The 19,253-nt window shown below is 38.8% G+C and carries 15 protein-coding genes and 1 pseudogene; 8 read left to right on the forward strand and 8 right to left on the reverse strand.

Annotated elements, in window-relative coordinates; all coding sequences use genetic code 11:
* Window positions 1–104 precede the first annotated feature (104 nt).
* Both ACH8JV_RS01150 and ACH8JV_RS01155 read left to right on the forward strand, forming a co-directional pair.
* A complete protein-coding gene (locus tag ACH8JV_RS01150; RefSeq protein WP_396519264.1) occupies window positions 105–740 on the forward strand; it encodes a transcriptional regulator in 636 nt (211 codons plus the stop codon).
* A gap of 319 nt (window positions 741–1,059) precedes the next feature.
* The gene (locus ACH8JV_RS01155) at window positions 1,060–1,224 is read left to right on the forward strand and encodes a hypothetical protein (RefSeq protein ID WP_396519266.1); all 165 of its coding nucleotides are present in this window, start codon (window positions 1,060–1,062) and stop codon (window positions 1,222–1,224) included.
* Here the strand turns inward: ACH8JV_RS01155 and ACH8JV_RS01160 are convergent.
* A complete protein-coding gene (locus tag ACH8JV_RS01160; RefSeq protein WP_019457751.1) occupies window positions 1,221–1,907 on the reverse strand; it encodes a pirin family protein in 687 nt (228 codons plus the stop codon). The two genes, ACH8JV_RS01155 and ACH8JV_RS01160, sit on opposite strands and share 4 nt — an antisense overlap.
* Window positions 1,908–2,092: 185 nt before the next feature.
* Window positions 2,093–3,337, reverse strand: coding sequence for a L,D-transpeptidase (locus ACH8JV_RS01165; protein ID WP_263614277.1), 1,245 nt, complete (start codon window positions 3,335–3,337; stop codon window positions 2,093–2,095).
* A gap of 305 nt (window positions 3,338–3,642) precedes the next feature.
* Between ACH8JV_RS01165 and hemE the strand changes: the two genes are divergently transcribed.
* The 4 genes from hemE to ACH8JV_RS01185 all read left to right on the forward strand — a co-directional run bounded on the left by hemE (window position 3,643) and on the right by ACH8JV_RS01185 (window position 8,085).
* Window positions 3,643–4,716: a uroporphyrinogen decarboxylase gene (gene hemE, locus ACH8JV_RS01170; protein WP_396519268.1), complete on the forward strand. Its 1,074-nt coding sequence runs from the start codon at window positions 3,643–3,645 to the stop codon at window positions 4,714–4,716.
* Between the two features lie 6 nt (window positions 4,717–4,722).
* A complete protein-coding gene (locus ACH8JV_RS01175) occupies window positions 4,723–5,517 on the forward strand; it encodes a DUF817 family protein (protein ID WP_396519270.1) in 795 nt (264 codons plus the stop codon).
* Between the two features lie 143 nt (window positions 5,518–5,660).
* Window positions 5,661–6,131 carry a DUF3015 family protein gene (locus ACH8JV_RS01180; RefSeq protein WP_000914197.1) on the forward strand — a complete coding sequence of 157 codons (471 nt, stop codon included), beginning with the start codon at window positions 5,661–5,663 and terminating at the stop codon, window positions 6,129–6,131.
* A 61-nt stretch (window positions 6,132–6,192) separates the two neighbouring features.
* Window positions 6,193–8,085 (forward strand): DUF4105 domain-containing protein, encoded by a 1,893-nt coding sequence (locus ACH8JV_RS01185; RefSeq protein WP_396519272.1) that lies wholly within the window; start codon window positions 6,193–6,195, stop codon window positions 8,083–8,085.
* 68 nt (window positions 8,086–8,153) lie between these two features.
* On the opposite strand, the gene blaADC is transcribed toward ACH8JV_RS01185, so the two are convergent.
* From blaADC to trpD, 5 genes are all read right to left on the reverse strand, one after another.
* Window positions 8,154–9,305 carry an ADC family extended-spectrum class C beta-lactamase gene (gene blaADC, locus ACH8JV_RS01190; protein WP_396519274.1) on the reverse strand — a complete coding sequence of 384 codons (1,152 nt, stop codon included), beginning with the start codon at window positions 9,303–9,305 and terminating at the stop codon, window positions 8,154–8,156.
* 160 nt (window positions 9,306–9,465) lie between these two features.
* Window positions 9,466–10,014 carry a GTP cyclohydrolase I FolE gene (gene folE, locus ACH8JV_RS01195; RefSeq protein ID WP_002118643.1) on the reverse strand — a complete coding sequence of 183 codons (549 nt, stop codon included), beginning with the start codon at window positions 10,012–10,014 and terminating at the stop codon, window positions 9,466–9,468.
* An 89-nt stretch (window positions 10,015–10,103) separates the two neighbouring features.
* Window positions 10,104–10,793, reverse strand: coding sequence for a Smr/MutS family protein (locus ACH8JV_RS01200; RefSeq protein ID WP_396519276.1), 690 nt, complete (start codon window positions 10,791–10,793; stop codon window positions 10,104–10,106).
* A 9-nt stretch (window positions 10,794–10,802) separates the two neighbouring features.
* Complete coding sequence (trpC, locus tag ACH8JV_RS01205) at window positions 10,803–11,609, reverse strand: indole-3-glycerol phosphate synthase TrpC (protein WP_311086855.1); 807 nt, start codon at window positions 11,607–11,609, stop codon at window positions 10,803–10,805.
* Window positions 11,610–11,618: 9 nt separating this feature from the next.
* Window positions 11,619–12,668: an anthranilate phosphoribosyltransferase gene (gene trpD, locus ACH8JV_RS01210; protein ID WP_009498528.1), complete on the reverse strand. Its 1,050-nt coding sequence runs from the start codon at window positions 12,666–12,668 to the stop codon at window positions 11,619–11,621.
* 357 nt (window positions 12,669–13,025) lie between these two features.
* On the opposite strand from trpD, the gene ACH8JV_RS01215 reads away from it, so the two are divergent.
* Both ACH8JV_RS01215 and ACH8JV_RS01220 read left to right on the forward strand, forming a co-directional pair.
* A complete protein-coding gene (locus ACH8JV_RS01215) occupies window positions 13,026–15,758 on the forward strand; it encodes a TonB-dependent receptor plug domain-containing protein (RefSeq protein ID WP_396519279.1) in 2,733 nt (910 codons plus the stop codon).
* A 13-nt stretch (window positions 15,759–15,771) separates the two neighbouring features.
* Window positions 15,772–18,536: pseudogene (locus ACH8JV_RS01220) on the forward strand (M1 family metallopeptidase).
* A 96-nt stretch (window positions 18,537–18,632) separates the two neighbouring features.
* Here ACH8JV_RS01220 and ACH8JV_RS01225 read toward each other — a convergent pair.
* Window positions 18,633–19,217 (reverse strand): aminodeoxychorismate/anthranilate synthase component II, encoded by a 585-nt coding sequence (locus tag ACH8JV_RS01225; RefSeq protein ID WP_005307201.1) that lies wholly within the window; start codon window positions 19,215–19,217, stop codon window positions 18,633–18,635.
* Window positions 19,218–19,253: the final 36 nt, after the last annotated feature.

Genomic DNA, 19,253 nt, shown 5'->3' on the forward strand with positions numbered 1-19,253 from the left:
TTTTGATTTACATTAAGTTTAAAATTAGATAAAAAGTCTAAATTACTATTGCATGCTTTACGCTAGGACTTGAAATAGTAACTAAGTCATTTGGAGGAAATACCTTGGGCAATCGTGATAAACATTTACTCACTCAACTAGATACTATCGCGAAAGGGCTAAGTGAAACGCTATTTCCTTTTTGCGAAGTTGTTGTCCATGACTTAACAAATCCTGAGCATGCCATACTCTCTATACATAACAATTTATCTGGTCGAAAAATTGGAGATCCTGCCACTGAGCTGGGCTTGGCTAGAATCATGTCTCCAGAGTTTCCAAACCTCATTTCAAACTATGCAAACCAGTTTGCAGATGGTCGTCCTGCCAAAAGTACATCTATTGGGATTAAAGATGAAGATGGGCAATATGTAGCTGCTTTATGTATGAACATAGATTTAACCCTATTTAGGGGAATGCAAAGCGCTCTAGATCAGTTCACTAAAATTGAAACTGATAACATTATTGAAAATCTGGAACCGAATGGTACAGAAGCAATTCGAAGATATATCGATCAATTTGCCTCAAAACATGCTACGACACCGCGTATGTTAAAACTCAATGAGCGCAAACAATTAATACATGAACTCAGGAATAATGGCTTATTAGACATTAAAAAGGCTGTCGAGACGGTTGCTCAGCATTTGGGTATCTCTAGAGCAAGTGCGTATTTATATGTAAAGGAAACTCAAAACGATTTTTAATAATTTATAAAATGAGGGTGGTTTTATTTAAGCTATGTTGAGAGTGGTAGTGTGTAACCTTCGAGTTATTTTGAAAGGTTACTCATCCAGTTTTTTGCTTTAAAAGTTTTATAGTATTTATCAAAAAATAACTTGTTTAATCCTTATGGCTCATTTAAATAATTGAATAGACATAAATCAGGTTTGTTATAGCTGTACTAAGGAGGTGGTTATTTGAAGGTATTTATTATTGTATTTATTACCATTTTTTCCAGTGTGGGATTATTTCTGTTAATTGCAGCTCTTCGCTATCGAAAGAATTATTCATCATCGGGGGAGCATGATTATTCATCTTCATCAAGCCATTATGTTCATGACAATAGTAATCATCATAGCTCAAGCCATTCAAATGATTGTTCGTCATCTTCAGACTCAGGCAGCTGCGATAGCGGCGGTGGCAGTGATTAAAAAGCCCTTTTATATAAAAGGGCTTTTAGCTTTTTAAGGTAAATCAAACCAAATAAATTGACTGTCTTCAAGTGCATGAATCACGGCGTTATCTTCAAACACTAAAGCATCACCAGCTTTAACTTCTTGATCACCAATACGAATTACACCTGAAATTACATGAACGTAATTTACCCGTTTTGATGTTTCAACAGGAAGTTCATTTCCTTTTTCCAATACAGCAGATTTTACTTCTGCATTTTGGCGAATGTGCATTGGTGCATTTGCATCAGGTCCTGCAATTAAATGCCATTTATTTGGATCTTTACGTGGGTCCAAATTAATTTGTTGGTAATTTGGCTCGGCTTCTTTTACGTCTGGAATAATCCAGATTTGTAATAGATGTACGGGTGTATCAGTGTTGTTGATTTCACTGTGCGCCACGCCTGTACCAGCACTCATGAGTTGCCATTCACCAGCCTTAATTTGGCCTTCATTTCCCATGGTATCACGGTGTGAAATTGCACCATCGAGCACACAGGTTAAAATTTCCATGTTGTCATGAGAGTGCGTGCCGAAACCGTTATGGGCATCAATTCGGTCGTCATTAATAACGCGTAATGCACTGACACCCATATATTTAGGGTTATACCAGTTACCAAATGAAAAGCTATGGTAAGACTCTAACCAACCCGCTTTAACATGACCACGATCTTCACTACGATGCAAAAAAGCATTCATGATTTGATCTCCTCAAATTATTATTGATCTCTTGAGGACTATGTTAAACCTGTAGAATCAAGCTAAAAATAGAGTAGATGCAACATATTGTTGCGTTTTTAATATGATGAAATGTCTATAAATATTCGTTTTAAGTTTTAGATATAAAAAAAGCCTGCATAAAGCAGGCTTTTTTTTTTTAAAGATTATTCTAAGAATTTAACAGTAACACCAGAACGTACTTTATTACCTAAATCGTTAGCATCCCAGTTGGTTAAACGGATACAACCGTGTGATGCAGTTTTAGAAATTAAAGACGGGTTTGGTGTACCGTGAATACCGAATGACTTTTTACTTAAACCAATCCAGATATTACCTACAGGAGCGTTAGGACCTGGTGGTAAAGAAAGTGGTTTTAAGTTTTTACCTTGTACGAAGTTCGAAGGTGAATAGCTATACCAAGGGTTACGCGCAACACCAACTACCTTATAAGTACCGGTCGGAGATGGCGTATCAGTACTGCCAATTGTTGCAGGAAATGAGGCAATCATTTGATTGCGGCTATTAAACAGATACAACTGTTTAGCACCTTTATGCGCAATAATTAAATGAATGTCTTCTGGTAAGTCATTGCGTACGTTTGGAACGATAACTTTCTCACCAACTTTTTTGAAGGTTGCTTTCGGGTTTAATTTCTTTAAGAAACCTTCATCAATATGGAACTTTTCGCCCAACATTTCAGTCACACGCGTGTAGTACAAACCTTTCATTTTGGCTTGTAATGCGTAGTCAGAAGGAATTGACTCAGCATATGGACCTTTTAGGTCTGCATCTGTAATCGTGTATTCAATAAATGCTGGTTTTGTTTGTTTTGCAACAAGCGCATCCCAAGTTTCTTTAGTTAACTCGCCAGTAGGAGATAAACCATTCATTTGCTGGAAAGATGCAATTGCTTTTAGGGTATTTTTACCGCTCATGCCATCAATCGCACCCGGTGAAGCATGCGCGTTATTGAGCATGACGTGGGCACGTGCATAAACTGGTAATTGACCTTTACCAATATTTTCATACCACTCAGCATTATTTAAGCCATCTAATGTCCATGAAACAGCTGGAGCAGAAGTAGTAGACTTAGATGCTGTTGTTGTTTTAGCTGGTGCTGTCGGTTCTGAAGCAGCAATGCCTGAGTCAGCATTTGGGTCTTCAGCTTTTTGCAAATTTTGTAATGTTGTAGACGCTCGATTTAAGTCATTTTGTTCTTGAGCAGTAATCTGTGTCTGAGCTTGAGCTTTAACAGTTGAAGCAGCATCTACAGCAAGCGGATCAATCGGATCTTCTACAGGAGCAGATACTTTTTTAGGAGTGACTGGTTGCTCAGTTGTTGACGCAGCCAAAGCAACATTAGCAATAATACAACTTAAACTCATAGCGAGTAATGAGCGAACAAACATGTAATTCAACCTTAAGAATTTTCATATAAGCAATAGGGTAAGAAGACTGATCCTAATGTTTATAAAATCACCAAAAACGCAATGTGTGCGTATTTAAGTATTGGTGAATTTAAGCATTAAAGGAATATCAATAAACCCGATGTAACATGTTGCAAGTATTGCAGAAAACCGAGCTACTTGCAGTAGACTTTTGTGTAAATATGCATTTTTTAGTAGATTGACAAGTTTTTTGTATGAAATTGAAATTATAAAAACATTCACCTTTTTGATATGATGCTGCCACATGAAAAAGATAGAGATCGGCAATGACGACACTTAAAAATGATCGTTTCTTACGTGCTTTATTACGTGAGCCTGTAGATACCACTCCAATATGGATGATGCGCCAAGCAGGACGTTATTTGCCTGAATATCGGGAAACACGCTCAAAGGCAGGTGATTTTCTATCTTTATGCAAAAATACAGAATTTGCTTGTGAAGTAACTTTACAACCTTTGCGTCGTTACGATTTAGATGCAGCAATTTTATTTTCAGATATTTTAACGATTCCAGATGCTTTAGGACTAGGCCTTTATTTTGAAACAGGCGAAGGCCCTAAGTTTCATAAAACGGTTCGTACTGAACAAGACGTAGCAAACTTACCTAAGTTAAATGCTAAATCTGATCTTGATTATGTCATGAATGCAGTAAGCACAATTCGCTCTGCTTTAGGTGGTCAAGTTCCACTGATTGGTTTTTCGGGTAGTCCTTGGACACTGGCGACTTATATGGTTGAAGGCGGTTCAAGCAAAGAGTTCCGTTTTACCAAGCAAATGATGTATGCGCAGCCGGAAGTTTTGCATGCGTTGCTCGACCATTTAGCAGATTCAGTGATTGACTATCTAAATGCTCAAATTGATGCAGGCGCTCAAGCCATTCAGATTTTTGATAGTTGGGGTGGGGCTTTAGCACACCGTGAATATGTAGAGTTCTCACTGAACTATATGAAAAAGATTATTGCGGGCTTGCAACGTGAAAAAGATGGACGCCGTATTCCAGTGATTGTATTCACTAAAGGTGGTGGTCAGTGGCTAGAGCCAATGATCACAACAGGTGCAGATGCTTTAGGTTTAGATTGGACAACACCATTAAATACAGCTCGCACTACAGTGGCCGGACGTGTCGCTCTGCAAGGGAATCTTGATCCGGCTGTTTTATACGGTTCGGCTGCTTCAATTGAGAAAGCAGTGAAATTGATGATAGACGATGCCTACGCAAATGGCGAAAAGACCGGTTACATTGCTAACTTGGGCCATGGGATTACTCAGTGGGTAGATCCAGCGCAGCCAAAAATCTTTGTAGATACAGTACATGAGTATAGTGCTAAATATCTAGGATAGTTTTTTGTGCAATATCTGTTTTTACCTCTTCAATTTATTGGCAAGGCTGTTTCGGCAGCCTTGTTTGGTATTTTGCTATTAATTGCTTTTGCTCTGACAGCGCCGATGGGAAGCCATGAATATATGGGTTTTTATCGTTATGATTATTTACTCATCTATGCGCTCATTATTCAAATTTGCTTGCTGTATTTAAAGCTTGAGTCATGGCAAGAAGCCAAAGTCATTGCTTTATTTCATATCATGGCAATGGTAATGGAAATCTTTTTAACACATCCTGGCATTGCTTCATGGCAATATCCGCAGCCGGCTGTGTTTAAAATTATGACTGTGCCTTTATTTGCAGGCTTTATGTACTCGGCTGTAGGCAGTTTCTTTGCTCGCTCAATCCGTTTATTTCAGGTTTCGTTTGAGAAACTTCCAAGTTTTGGAAGCATGCTTTTTCTCGCATTTTTCTCATATATTAATTTTATGAGTAAATTTTTTATTCCTGATATCCGCTATATTTTATTTGCTTTTAGTGTTTATATTTTCTGGAAAACTACACTTTATTTTCAAATAAATGAACATAAATTTAAAACCCCGATGCTCCCAGTGTTGTTGACACTTGCGTTTGTTATCTGGGTTGCTGAAAATATTAGTACCTTTTACAAAATTTGGGTTTATCCAAGTCAGATTAATGCTTGGCATATGGTGGGATGGGGAAAACTCGGTTCATGGTATTTATTATTATTACTAAGTTTAGTATTAGTTCTTAAAATATTAGGTCATCGAGATAATCAAGGTAATTGGAATTTAAGATAAAAATTTCCTTTTCTCTTTTTATCATATTGTTTAATTTTTAATTGCTAAAAGACAAGCTTATCGTTATCTTTGAAGGGTGTAATAATAATTACACATAACAATACATAAGAAACAATCAATAATGATTTTTGGAGATATTCATCATGTTAAAAAAATTAGCTTTAGCTGCTTTGTTAGCAGCTGGTTCAAGTGTTGCTATGGCTGATAATGATGTAGGTTGTGGTGTGGGTACGCAAGTATGGGCAGGCAAAAAAGGAGTAGCGCCTAAAATTCTTGCTGCAACAACAAACGGTATTTTTACTAACCAATTATTAGGTATTACTTTCGGTACTTTAGGTTGCCGTCAAGGCGGAACAGTAACAGCTCAAGTTGTTACATTCACAAATGAAAATGCAGAAGCTTTAGCGCGTGATATGGCTGTAGGCCAAGGTGAAAGCCTGAACGTTCTTGCTGAGTTAATGCAAATCAAACCACAAGACAAAGACCGTTTCTTCAAAGTTTCAAAAGCAAACTTTGGTGAAATCTATTCAACAAATAACCAAAACACACTTCAAGTATTGGCATCATTACAAAACGTAATGGCTAAAGATGAAGTTTTAAAAGCTTACGTATAAGTTTGAAATTGAAAACCCTGTCATTTGGCAGGGTTTTTCTTATATTTAATGATAAAAATTGATGAGCTTAATGAAATCAGTTGTTTTAATTTTTGCCTCATTGGCAGTTAATATTGCGTATTCAGCAGAAATAAATCCATCTATTCAAAACTACTGGTCAGTTGCAGAACAAAAAAAATTAGACCAAGACATTACATGGCAAAGGCTCATGTATGCCAATAAAAACCATAACAGTGAAGTGAGTTATTCGGGTTATTTTATTGCAGCAAATGGAAAAAATAATTTAAAAGAAGAGTTAAAAGCCGATATTGCGGCATTGTTTACACCTGCACCAGATAACCAGTCAATTCGCTGTAAGTTTCCAGCTCGTAGTCAGTGGCTTATAAAGCAATTAGGCATTCAAGAAAATGAATTGCCGCAAGTAAAATGTCCTGAGTTTGAAAACTGGATTGGCCAAATTAAGCCTTATAAAGCGACCTTAATTTACGCGACAGATTTTATGGGGAACCCAAGCTCGATGTTCGGGCATACCTTATTGCGCCTAGACCCTAAAGATCAACAGCAGTTAAACCTCGTTTCTTACGCCGTAAACTACGCAGCAACTGTAGCAGGTAACGATAACTGGTCATATGCATGGAAAGGTTTAACAGGGCAGTATCCGGGTGAATATTCACTTATGCCTTACTACCGTAAGGTAAAAGAATATGGTGATTTCGAGAGCCGTGATTTATGGGAATATGAGTTAAAACTATCCCCTGAAGAAACACGCTTTTTAGTGAGTCATATTTGGGAAATGCAACATGTAAGCTTCCCTTATTACTTTGTGAGTGACAACTGTGCTTATCGGTTATTAGGCTTAGTTGATTTAGTTAAACCTAAGTCTAACCTCCAAGAAAAGTTTAATTACGCTTCTATTCCAATGGAAACCATTAAAGCGATGCATCAACAAGGGCTAACCAAAGCACCTGTGTATCGACCCGCTTTAGAAACTCAATTATTGGCCCAAGCTCATCAGCATGGTGCGTCTTTAGCAAAAGTTGCTCATAAAGTTACAATGATGCCAACAAAGCAATCTTTCGAAATACTTAAGTCATATAGTCAGCCAGATCAGGCCAAAATTCTTGAGATGGCTTACGATGATTTATATTTGCAATTTATTAGTCGCAAAGTTGAAGAAAGCGTTGCTCAACCACAGTTACGGCAGCTTTTGGCTTTAAGAAGCCAGATTGATTTAGATAAACAGCGTCAAGAACCGAAACGACCATCGACTGAGCCAACACAAGGCCATAATGCACGTAATGTTTCGCTAAAACTGGGCGAAGTGCAGGGTGATCAGTTTATCGAAATTGGACATAGACAGGCTTACCATGACTTGATTGATCCTCAAGGGGGGTATCGAGCTGGTACCCAATTGCTCTTTTTAAATGGTAGTGCGCAGTGGCGTAACGATCATTTAAAGCTAGAGCATCTTGATGTTCTAGAAGTGAACTCTTATAACCCGATTCAACCCTTTAAAACACCGCTTACTTGGGGATTTAACTTAGGTTGGCGTCAAGAAGCAGTTCATGACGGCGTTTATAGTGATGAAAAACAGCACGGGGTAGCTAGTTTTAATACCCAAGTCGGCTACAGTGTTGCAGACTATGAGCGTAAACATGTGTGCTATGGACAAGTTCAAGCTTATGTTCAAGCGGGTTCAAATTTAGATAAAGGCTGGCGTGTGGGAATGGGCCCAACTTTGGGCTGTATGAACCAATGGTTTGAAAAGTTTAACTCAGTGGTACAAGTTGAACTGCCATATTGGGAAGACCAAAACCAATGGAACTTACGCTTAAATACACAGTGGCAATATGCCATTAATAGCAACAATGCGATTCGTCTTAATTGGGATTATGAAAAACAAAATCATCTGGACTGGATGAAATCAAGTCTAGGATATGTTTGGTTCTTTTAAAGAATACGCCCATAAAAAAAGAGAAATGAGCAAGCTTATTTCTCTTTTTTTGTGTTTAGCTAAGGCGATTATTTCTTTATTGCATTCAACACAGCATAAGCCGCTTTAATGCGTTCTTCGTTTGGAATACGTTTATTGGTTAACATGACTAAGCCAATATTTTCTTTAGGAATAAATACGACATAGGTTCCAAAACCGTTGGTAGAACCTGTTTTATGGTACATCTTAACTGAAGGTTCTTTTGAAATAGCAGTCACTTTATTAGGCTTCATCACGATTTGTTCTGAATTACTGTCTAATAAAGTTTGTAAGGTTGCAGGATAAGAAAACTCTTCCCAACCAAGTGCCTGATACATGGTGCCCACTTGATAGAAACCTTTGTGAGTTTCATTAATTGCGCTTTGAATATCTGTCGGATATTTCTGTGGGTTCAGGTTGGCATGAATAAAACTTAGCATGTCAGGCAAGGTAGATTTAACACCGTATGCTGGAGCATCGAGTGGGCCAGGGGTAACTCGAATCGGCTGATTTTCTGGGTTGTAGCCAAATGCATAGTTTTGCATTTGAGATTTGGGCACATTGACATAGCTATGCTTTAAGCCAAGGTCTGGAAAAATTGTCTTTTCTAAGAACTGACTAAAAGGCTGATTCATCGATAGGCCTACAATTTTTCCAAATAGGCCAATACTTGGGTTTGAATATTGTCTATATTCACCAATTGGGTTTTTAGGTTTCCAATCTTTGAAAAAAGTTAAAACTTGTTGATCTGTTTGTACTTCATCTGGAAATTGCAGGGCAAGGTTACCACTGGTATAGGTGGCAAGTTGAAGTAGGTTAACTTGGTCAATCGGTGTATTTTTTAGTTCTTTCCAGTATTTACTTGGTGTGTCTTCAAAAGAGATTTTTCCTTTATTTTTGGCATAGGCACCTGCGGTTGCGGTAAATAATTTACTGACAGAACCTAGCTCAAAAATGGTATTACTATTTACAGCTTTTTTATCTTGAACGGACTGCAAGCCATAATACATTTCATACTTTTTATTATTTTGAATAACACCAACTGCCATACCGGGCACATTATATTTTTCTAATAAGGGTTTAAAGTTATGATCTACCAGTTGTTTAATTTCTTGGTCTTTAGAGGTGGTGCCTGCATAAATTGAGGTGTTAAAAATAAAGAGAGAAGGTAAAAGTAAGCAAGAAACTTTTTTAAATCGCATGATTAACTCATAAATTATTTAAAAAGAAAGATGCGTACTTTTATAACAAAAATCATCTAATTTAATTGTTATCTTTTATAGAGTTGGATTTGAACTTGATAAAATTAACCTATAAAAAAAGCCCAACATTGTCGGGCTTTTTTGTGCATTAACAACCAGATTAGTAGCTTTCTGGTACAGCACTTAAGAATTCACGGCGTGCTTCTTTATCGGTTTTAAAATCTCCGACAAATGAAACTGTACGGGTGGTAGATTCCTGTTTACCTACACCACGCATCATCATACACATATGTGCTGAATCGATGACTACAGCAACACCACGAGCACCAGTCACTTCAGCGACAGCTTCAGCGATTTGCTGAGTTAGGTTTTCCTGAATTTGCAAACGACGAGCAAACATCTCGGTAATACGTGCAAATTTAGATAAGCCAAGAACTTTGCCTTCTGGTAAATAGGCAACATGAACACGGCCATAGAAGGGAAGAAGATGGTGTTCGCAGAGCGAATAAAATTCAATATTCTTCACCAATACCATTTCATGGTTATCTGATGGGAAAACAGCATTATTGGTGACTTCTTCTAAAGTTTTACTATAGCCAGAAGTTAAATATGAAAAAGCTTTAGCCGCACGCACAGGCGTATCTTTAAGGCCGGGACGATCAAGATCTTCACCGACGGCAGTCAGAATATTTGCGTACGATTGCTGCATAGACATAAGAATGTTCACTTACACTGGTTGAACAAAACGGCATTCTACCAGAAAACTATCAAAAGACTGAATTCTGTAGAAAAAGCCGATTATTGTTTGTACTTGGGATTTTTTTCTGCTCGTTTAAGCAGAACGAGAACAGCGCCGGTGCCACCTTGATTTTCAGGTGCACTTACAAATGCCAAAACATCGCGATGTTGGCGTAGCCATCCGTTTACATAGGTTTTTAAAACGGCTTCAGGGCCTTTACCATGCACAATTTTAATGACATTTTGATTTTCATCTTTTGCCATCTGGATGATTTGTAAAACTGCTTCACGTGCTTGTTCAATGGTACAGCCGTGTAAATCCACTGCTTCAAACCAGCGCATTTTACCAGCTTTTAAGTCTTCAAAAACTTTATGCTGAAGAGTCGCTATGCGATAGCTTAAAGTGGCTTGGCTTGCGACCGGATTTAACGCTGCTTGAGTATCTGATAACTCGGCATGTTCAGCATCACGTCCGCCTTCAGCGGCTGCGCGTTTTGCTAGTGTTTGAGCATCAACTTTTCTGGCACGAGGTGGTTTTACATCAGCCACATTACTATTGTTGATGCGTTTAACACCTGCAACAGCCTGTTGAAACAGGTGTGTATCTTCCAATTCTTCAGTCTCAACCTGAGATTTTTTAGTCTCAGGCTGATTTGCGATTTTGCTTGAATGAGGATTGGAGATTTGCTTTTTAAATTGCTTCAATAACTTTTGTTGCTCTTTAGAAAGCGATGAATCTTTATTACTCATATATCTTCATTAAACCGTTTGAGGTTGTCCAAAAAGGGCAGTAAAAGCTTGATCTGGACGTGGTTGTTTCATAAAACTCTCGCCAACCAAGAAGCTGTGAATATCATGTTCTTGCATCATACGCACATCATCTGGTGTCGCAATACCGCTTTCAGTGATTAATAAGCGTGAAGACGGAAGTAACTTTTTCAAACGGATAGATGTATTTAAATCTACATCAAACGTTTTTAAATTACGGTTATTCACACCTAATAAACATTGTTCAGAAAGCTTTAACGCGCGTTCCATTTCTTCTTCGTCATGAACCTCAACTAGTACATCGAGTTGATGTTCAAACGCAGTTTTAGACATTTCTTCGAGTTGCTGGTCAGACAAACAAGCAACAATCAATAAAATACAGTCCGCATGCAAAGCACGGGCTTCAACTACATTATATGGATCGATCAGAAAGTCTTTACGTAAAGCAGGTAGGGCACAATGATTGCGAGCAATCGCAATATTTTCATCTGCACCCTGAAAGAAATCAACATCGGTTAGTACCGATAAACATGCTGCTCCAGCTTGCTCATATTGCTGGGCAATTTCAGCAGGATTAAAGTCCGCGCGAATAATCCCTTTTGATGGAGATGCTTTTTTAATTTCAGCAATTACACCCGGACGTTTATGTTTTAAAGCATTTGCAAAACCTCGAACTGGCGTTGCAGCTTTTGCGAGTTCTTCAACATCTTGCAAATTACGTTGTTTTAAACGTGCAGCAAGTTCCTCATGTTTACGGTCAACAATTTTACCTAAAATGGTATTTTGAATATTAATCATGAGAAGTCCTTAATCTGCCTGAGATTGTTTTAATGTTTTGGTAAATTCAGCCAAAACACTCATTTTTTCTAATGCTTGTCCGCCGTAAATAATATCTTGCGCAAATGTAACAGCCTGAGCATAAGTCTTGGTAATGCCTGCTACATAAATACCTGCGCCTGCATTAAGCGCAATCATGTTTGCAGCTTTTTCGCCAATGTCAGATTTATTTTTGCTTAAAGCATCTTTAATGAGCTTTAGACTTGCCGATGCATCAGCAACCACTAAACCATTTAACGTTTGTGACTCAATTCCGACATCTTCAGGGTTAAGTGTCCACTCAGTAACTTCGCCATCTTTGAGTTCGGCAACAGTGGTAGGTGCTGCAAGACTAATTTCATCAAGACCATCTCTTGAATGAACAACCATCACATGTTCGGCACCAAGTTGTTTCATTACTTCGGCAATTGGGCGACATAGTTCATCTGAAAACACACCAATCACAAAGCGTTTTACCCCAGCTGGGTTGGTCAGTGGGCCAAGTAAATTAAAAATACTACGAATACCAAGTTCACGACGTGGGCCAGCAGCGTATTTCATGGCTTTGTGGTGGTTTGGTGCAAACAAGAAACCTACACCCATTTCACGGATGCAGCGTTCGGTTTGTTGCATATCTAAATCAAGGTGAATACCCGCTTGTTCAAGTAGGTCTGATGAGCCTGATTTACTTGAAACGCCGCGGTTACCATGTTTTGCAATGGTTGCACCTGCTGCTGCAATCACAAAGCTAGACGCTGTAGAGACGTTAAATAAATTTTGTCCATCACCGCCAGTTCCCACGATATCAACTAAATGTTTGATATCACTCACATCAATTTTAATCGCAAATTCACGCATGACACGTGCGGCTGCCGTCATTTCGTCAATGCTTTCACCTTTCATGCGTAGGCCCATCATTAAAGCACCAATTTGTGCCTCGGTTGCCTCACCTTGCATGATGCTGCGCATAATTTCTTCCATTTGAGGCTGAGTCAAATGAATGTTCTTAGTAATGTGGTTGAGCGCCTGTTGGATATTCATAGTCATGATTTACAGCATTAATGATTAAAATTTTTAGGTGAAGTTGATCAAGAGTGGAAGGTTCGGCTTGTTGCGTTCCATGATTCACTAGCTATGGGGAGCTATGTTAGCAGAAAATAACCAAAGATTTTTGCTGTTCGATAAGAGATTTAAAAATTTTGCTCAGTGAAGATTTTGAGTCTATTCATAAACAAAATTTATTTATTGAAAAAGGTTTTAGTTTGTTGTGAGTTTTTATGATAAATAATTAACCATTTGGTATATATTAAACATAAATATATCTAGAAAAAATGTGTATAAATCAACCAAATAAAAGTAGATATAGTAGGGCGATCTTTATTTTGTCTACTAATAAATATGTATTTAAATAACTTGAAATATCTAGGGACGTTAAAAAATAAGCGCTCATTTATTTTTGTATTTGTTGCACTGTTTCATCCATTAGAAAGCTATGCACAAGAAACTGTAGAGCAACCACAAAACCAAACTAAACCAGATAAAGTAGTTCGTGTTGCTGTGACAGGATCTCGGATTTCAAAAGCACAAAAAGATGGCCCGACCAGTGTGACCGTTATTACCGCAGCCGATATTGAAAAACAAGGTTTTAGTAATGCATTTGATGCACTCAATAACTTGACGCAGAACACGGGTTTTGTGCAAGGTGCCGATTATGGAAATACTTTTACACCTGCGGCTAATGCCATTAGCTTACGAGGCTTAGGACCGAATCATACTTTAACTTTAATTAATGGACATCGGGTCGCAGACTATCCCGTACCTTATGATGGGTCTGTCAATTTCGTAAATTTAGCCAATATTCCAACTGCTATTATTGACCGTATTGAAATATTAAACGGTGGTGCTTCTGCAATTTATGGTTCAGATGCAATTGCAGGTGTGGTGAACATTATTCTAAAAAAGAAAACAGATGGCACACAATTTAATATCAAGGCAGGCGGAACCAAAGAAGGTGGTGAAAACTTACGTTTACAACTAAGTGGTAGTAAAACTTTAGACAAGCTCAGCCTTGTTTATGGGGTTGAACTCAGCGGCCGTGAACCGATATGGGCAGCCGATCGAGATTTTATGAAGAGCCGAACTCGTTTAGGAGAAAAACCAGACACGGTTGTGGGTCGTAAAAATGCTGATACTGGTAAATATCTTTCAATTGGTGGATGTCAGGCCTTTAATGGTTTATTTAACGGATCAGTCAATAATATTGGACAAGCAGGGGCGGACAATTGTGCCAGTGGTTTGGCTCGACCGACTTATTGGACTGTTCAAACTCAAAATCGCAGTCAAAATGGTTATCTCGGTTTAGATTATGAGTTAAATGATAAAACTCAATTATTTGCAGATTTTTTAATTGGGGCAAATCAAATTGAAAACAATACCCGTAGTCCGATATGGACTTCTCTTGGCGCATCAAGTGGTTATTTCCTAAATCAAGATTCGGGAAATTATGAAATTTGGAATCGCCGCTTTGCACCTGAAGAATTAGGCGGAGTAGAACGAATAAATAAAAAATGGAAAGAACTTTCTTCGAACTTAAACTTCGGAATTCGAGGCGATATTGGAGAAACGAGCTGGAGTTATGAGGCAGCCTATAATGGTTCCATCTATACCAGTCAGCTACGCCGCCAAGGCTTATTACGTTCGAATGTTGATGAGTACTTCTTAGGTCAGCAACTTGGTACAGATGCAGATGGTATTCCTATTTATTCACCTCATTTAGATCGTTTAAGTCGACCACTCACAGCAAGTGAATTTGAAAGTATTTCGGGCACAACAAAAGAAAAAGATAAGTCGTGGGCGCAAAGTTTAACCTTAAGCGCGAATGGTGACGTATTTAAGTTACCTGCAGGAACGGCCAAACTTGCGGCTGTAGCCGAAATTGGGCGTCAAGGTTTTTCAATTAAGCCAGATGAGGCGGTCGAAAATGGTGAATATTATAATTTAAGCTCTAGTGGTGAATATGGGGGAGCACGGACCCGTCAAGCGCTCGGTGCTGAATTATTCTTACCCTTAGCAAAACCGTTAAATTTAACCTTGTCTGGACGTTATGACCGTTATGCTTTGTCAGATAACAGTATTGATAAGCTAACTTTCGGTTCGGGTCTCGAGTTTAGACCACATCCGACTTTATTGGTGCGTGGTAACTACGCGACCAGTTTTCGTGCACCAGATATGAACTATCTGTTCTTAAATAAGCAAAAAGGTTATTTCGCAAGTACGACTGACTATTTACGTTGTAGCCAAACGGGACAACCTTTAGATAAATGTAGCTTTAAAGATTACGCACCTGGGGCGAACTACACTTTAACCGGAAACAAAGAATTGAAACCTGAAGAGGGTAAATCTTATGGTGCAGGGTTTGTTTGGTCGCCAACCAATAAATTTGATATCAGCGTCGATTACTGGGATATCAAAATTGATAATCTTGTGACCAACTTAAGTGCGGACAAAATTCTACGTTTGGAAGCAGATTGTCGTTTAGGCAACCAAGATATTAACTCTGCAGCCTGTATTGATGCATTAGCACGTGTGGAGCGTAACCCTGCAAATGCAGTTGTCGACCCAAATGTGATTAAGAATATAAATATCGTTCCGATTAATGCTGCATCCGACCATACCCGCGGGATTGATTTCACTAGCAGATGGCGCTGGAAAACAGACAGCTTTGGTAACTTTCTCTGGACGATCAATTATAGCCGTGTACTAGAACATGAATATCAACAATCAAAAGATGGCGAGAAAGATGACTATTTAAAAGATTTAACTATTCCGGATTGGCGTGACCGTTTTAATACCAGTCTCAGCTGGAGCTTTGGTGATTGGGCATCAACAGTATTAGTTAATCGTTATGGCAAAATTCCAAACGGCGACCAGACTGCCTATTTAAGCCCAACGTATTTGGTGAACTGGAGTGGTACTTATCAAATCTCTCCAAAAGCGTCTGCTTCAATCATTATCAATAACTTATTTGACAAAGTGAAACGAGATGACACAGGCGGTTGGCCGTATTATCCGATAGGATCATATTCACCATTCGGCCGTCAAGGTTGGTTGGAGTTTAACTATAAATTTTAAGAATGATGTATGGATGCAGCGAAGTGGTACAGCAATTGCTGCATCTTTTTATTTAAAACTACAGAGGATAGATCCCTTATGTCGGTCAAGCCTTCATTTAAAAAAAGATTACTACTTACAACATTATTATCTTTATCGGCAACACAGATTTTTGCATCGAATAACAGTGAACAAATCCCGATTGGTAAATTACCCGAGTGGGTCATACCCGAATCTTATGATTTAGATTTTAAGATTGATCCCGCACAAAAAGGCTATACCGGTAAAACCACTATTCATTTAAAGCTGGCTCAAGCTACAGATCACATCTGGATTCATGGTAAATCTTTGACGGTGAAAGATGTGAATATCACATCGGCTGAAGGTGCTAAAACGAAGGCGAAATATGAGCAAGCCTCCGAGGTTGATGGGGTAAGTAAAATTAAATTTGCCAAGACCTTGCCAGCAGGCCAGTATCAACTCGTTCTAGATTTTAATGCAGCGTATGACCAGCAGCTCGATGGTATTTATAAAATCGAGTTTGAGGGTAAACCTTATGTGATGACGCAAATGGAAGCAATTAGTGCACGCCAGTCATTCCCGTCATTTGATGAGCCACGTTTTAAAACGCCGTTTAATATTCGTTTGACGATTCCAAGCAAATATTCAGGGTTTGCCAATACCCAACAAACATCCGAGCAAGCCGAGAAATCGGGTTGGAAAACACTAAGTTTTGCACAAACTAAACCACTACCAACGTATTTACTTGCGCTGGCTGTTGGACCGTGGCAATTACAAAAAGGGCCAGATATTGGGACAACTTCATGGCGTAAGCAGCAGATTCAGTTACGTGGTATTGCGCCTGATGCTAAAGCTGAAAAAATGCAGCATGCCTTATCTGAAACGCCAGCCATTTTAAAAACTTTAGAAGATTATTTTGCCTTTGGTTATCCATTTGACAAGCTCGACTTACTTGCAGCACCAGACTTTGCTGCTGGGGCAATGGAAAACCCAGGGCTAATTACTTTTAGAGACTATCTAATGTTGCTAGATAAGGACTCGCCAGTCTCTTTTGTACAGAATTCATTTAATGTCAATGCACATGAGTTGGCACATCAATGGTTTGGTGATGTGGTCACGATGCCATGGTGGGATGATCTGTGGCTTAATGAATCTTTTGCCACATGGATGCAAAGTAAAATCACTCAAAAACTACATCCCGAATTTAATGCTGACCTAGAACGTATTGCAGATACTGCTGATGCGATGAAAAGTGACAGCTTGGTGAGTGTACGTCGTATTCGTCAGCCTATTTTAAGCAATGCCGATATTCAAACTGCTTTTGATGGCATCACTTACCAAAAAGGTGCGGCTGTTTTAAATATGTTTGAGAGCTATTTAGGCGAAGAAAAATTCAAACAAGGCGTACGCAATTATATTAATAAGCACCAATATGGTAATGCGACAGCCAATGATTTAATTAGCGCTTTAGCAGAGCAGTCTGAGCAAGGTGAGCGTTTTGCCAAAGCGATGAAAAGTTTCCTTGATCAACCGGGTGTCCCTTTAATCAATACTTCACTACAGCAAGAAGGCAATAAAGTCTTTTTAAATGTGAAGCAAACTCGTTATTTACCTGTGGGTTCAAAAGGTGATGCAAGAAGCCTTTGGGGCGTACCGTTATGTGTACGTTATGAAGTTCCAAATGCAGCCAGTAAGGTTCAGTGTGAGTTGGTAGACCAAGCAGAAGCCAAGATTGAACTCAAAGGTGCTAGCCTTGGTAGTTGGTATATTCCAAATGCAGATGCGGCAGGGTATTACCAATTTAGTTTGCCTCAAAAAGAATTTACTCGTCTGACTGCTGCTACAGAAAAGCTTTCTAACACTGAACAGTTGGCCTATGCCTATGCAATTTCAGCGGCATTTAACCATGGGGATATTAATTTGTTGGCTGTCGTAGATGCTGCGAAGAAATTTGCTAATTCGAATAGCCGACAAATTAGTACAGCTTTGTTTTCCCAGTTAAGTACCATTCATCGTCATGTGTTGAAAACAGATGCTGAACGTGAACATTTTAGAAAAGTCTTAGCCAATTTATATTTACCTAAATTAAATCAGTTGGGTTATGTCAGCAAAACAGGCGAATCAGCTGAAGACAGTTTATGGCGTAGTGAGTTAGTTAGATTTCTTGCTTTAGATATTCAAGTTCCTGAAGTTCGTACACAACTGTTAAAACAGTCAGATGCTCTCTTTGCTCAAAAGCAGCTTAATTTTGCGCAAGTAACCCCTGAATTATTGCCAACCATTTTAGCTGTACGTGTACAAGAAAAAGGTCAACCAGCTTTTGACCGTTTATCTGGTGAGTTACAACGCGTGACTCAACCGACACAACGTCTTGCAATTCTTACGGCCTTAGGTTCAGCAAATCAAGAAGCGACACGCCAACAAGCACGTCAATTGATTTTAAACCCGCGTGTTAAAGTCGGTGAAGTTCGTACCGTGGTTAACTCCATCAATAATTATGGAGATGAACAAGGTGGCTTATGGTCTTGGTTTAAGGTAAATCATGACGCTGTGTTTGATCGTTTAGGTAAATCTTCGGCTGGGCGTTTCCCTGCAATGTTTAGTGGGGCAGCATGTACCCAACAACAAGCGGTACAGTTAAATGACTTTTTTGCACCTCGAACTAAAGAGTTGGTCGGGGTAGAAAGAGGATTGAAACAGACTAAAGAGCGTATTCAACTCTGCGAATCGCTGGTAGCAAAACAAGATGGGTCAATTGTGCAACAGTTAAAGTTGTAATTGATTCAGCCATAAAAAAAGCCAACTGATCGTAGTTGGCTTTTTTATTAAGGGTTCTTATCAAATTACTTTAAAAACAATCTATTGATGGCTGGCTTATGCGTAGATATCTAAAAAGTTTTTAAAGATTTGATGGCCATGTTGGCTCAAAATGGATTCCGGATGGAATTGCACGCCTTCAACAGGAAGTGTTTTATGTTTAACGCCCATAATTTCTTCCATTGAACCATCTGCTTCATTGGTCCAGCACGTTACTTCAAGGCAATCAGGCAGTGTTTGCTGATCGATCACCAAAGAATGATAACGAGTTGCCGAGAATGGGCTAGGAAGATTACTGAAAATACCTTTATTGCTGTGGTACATATCAGATAAACGTCCGTGCATCACCGTTTTGGCTCTTACAATTTTTCCGCCAAAAGCTTGCCCAATACTTTGATGGCCTAAACACACGCCAAGCAAAGGAATTTTTCCGGCAAAATGATTAATTGCAGGAATTGAAATACCTGCTTCACTTGGAGAGCAAGGGCCAGGACCAATCACAAGATATTTTGGTTGCCATCGTTCAATATCCTCTAATGTGACTTGATCATTGCGAACAACTTTTACTTCCTGATCCAACTCGCCAAAATACTGGACGATGTTGTAGGTAAAAGAGTCGTAATTGTCGATCATTAGAAGCATTTTAGATTCAACTCGCTAATAAATAAGGGGATTCTA

This window comes from Acinetobacter sp. ABJ_C5_2, assembly GCF_044538485.1.
Taxonomy (GTDB): domain Bacteria; phylum Pseudomonadota; class Gammaproteobacteria; order Pseudomonadales; family Moraxellaceae; genus Acinetobacter; species Acinetobacter nosocomialis_A.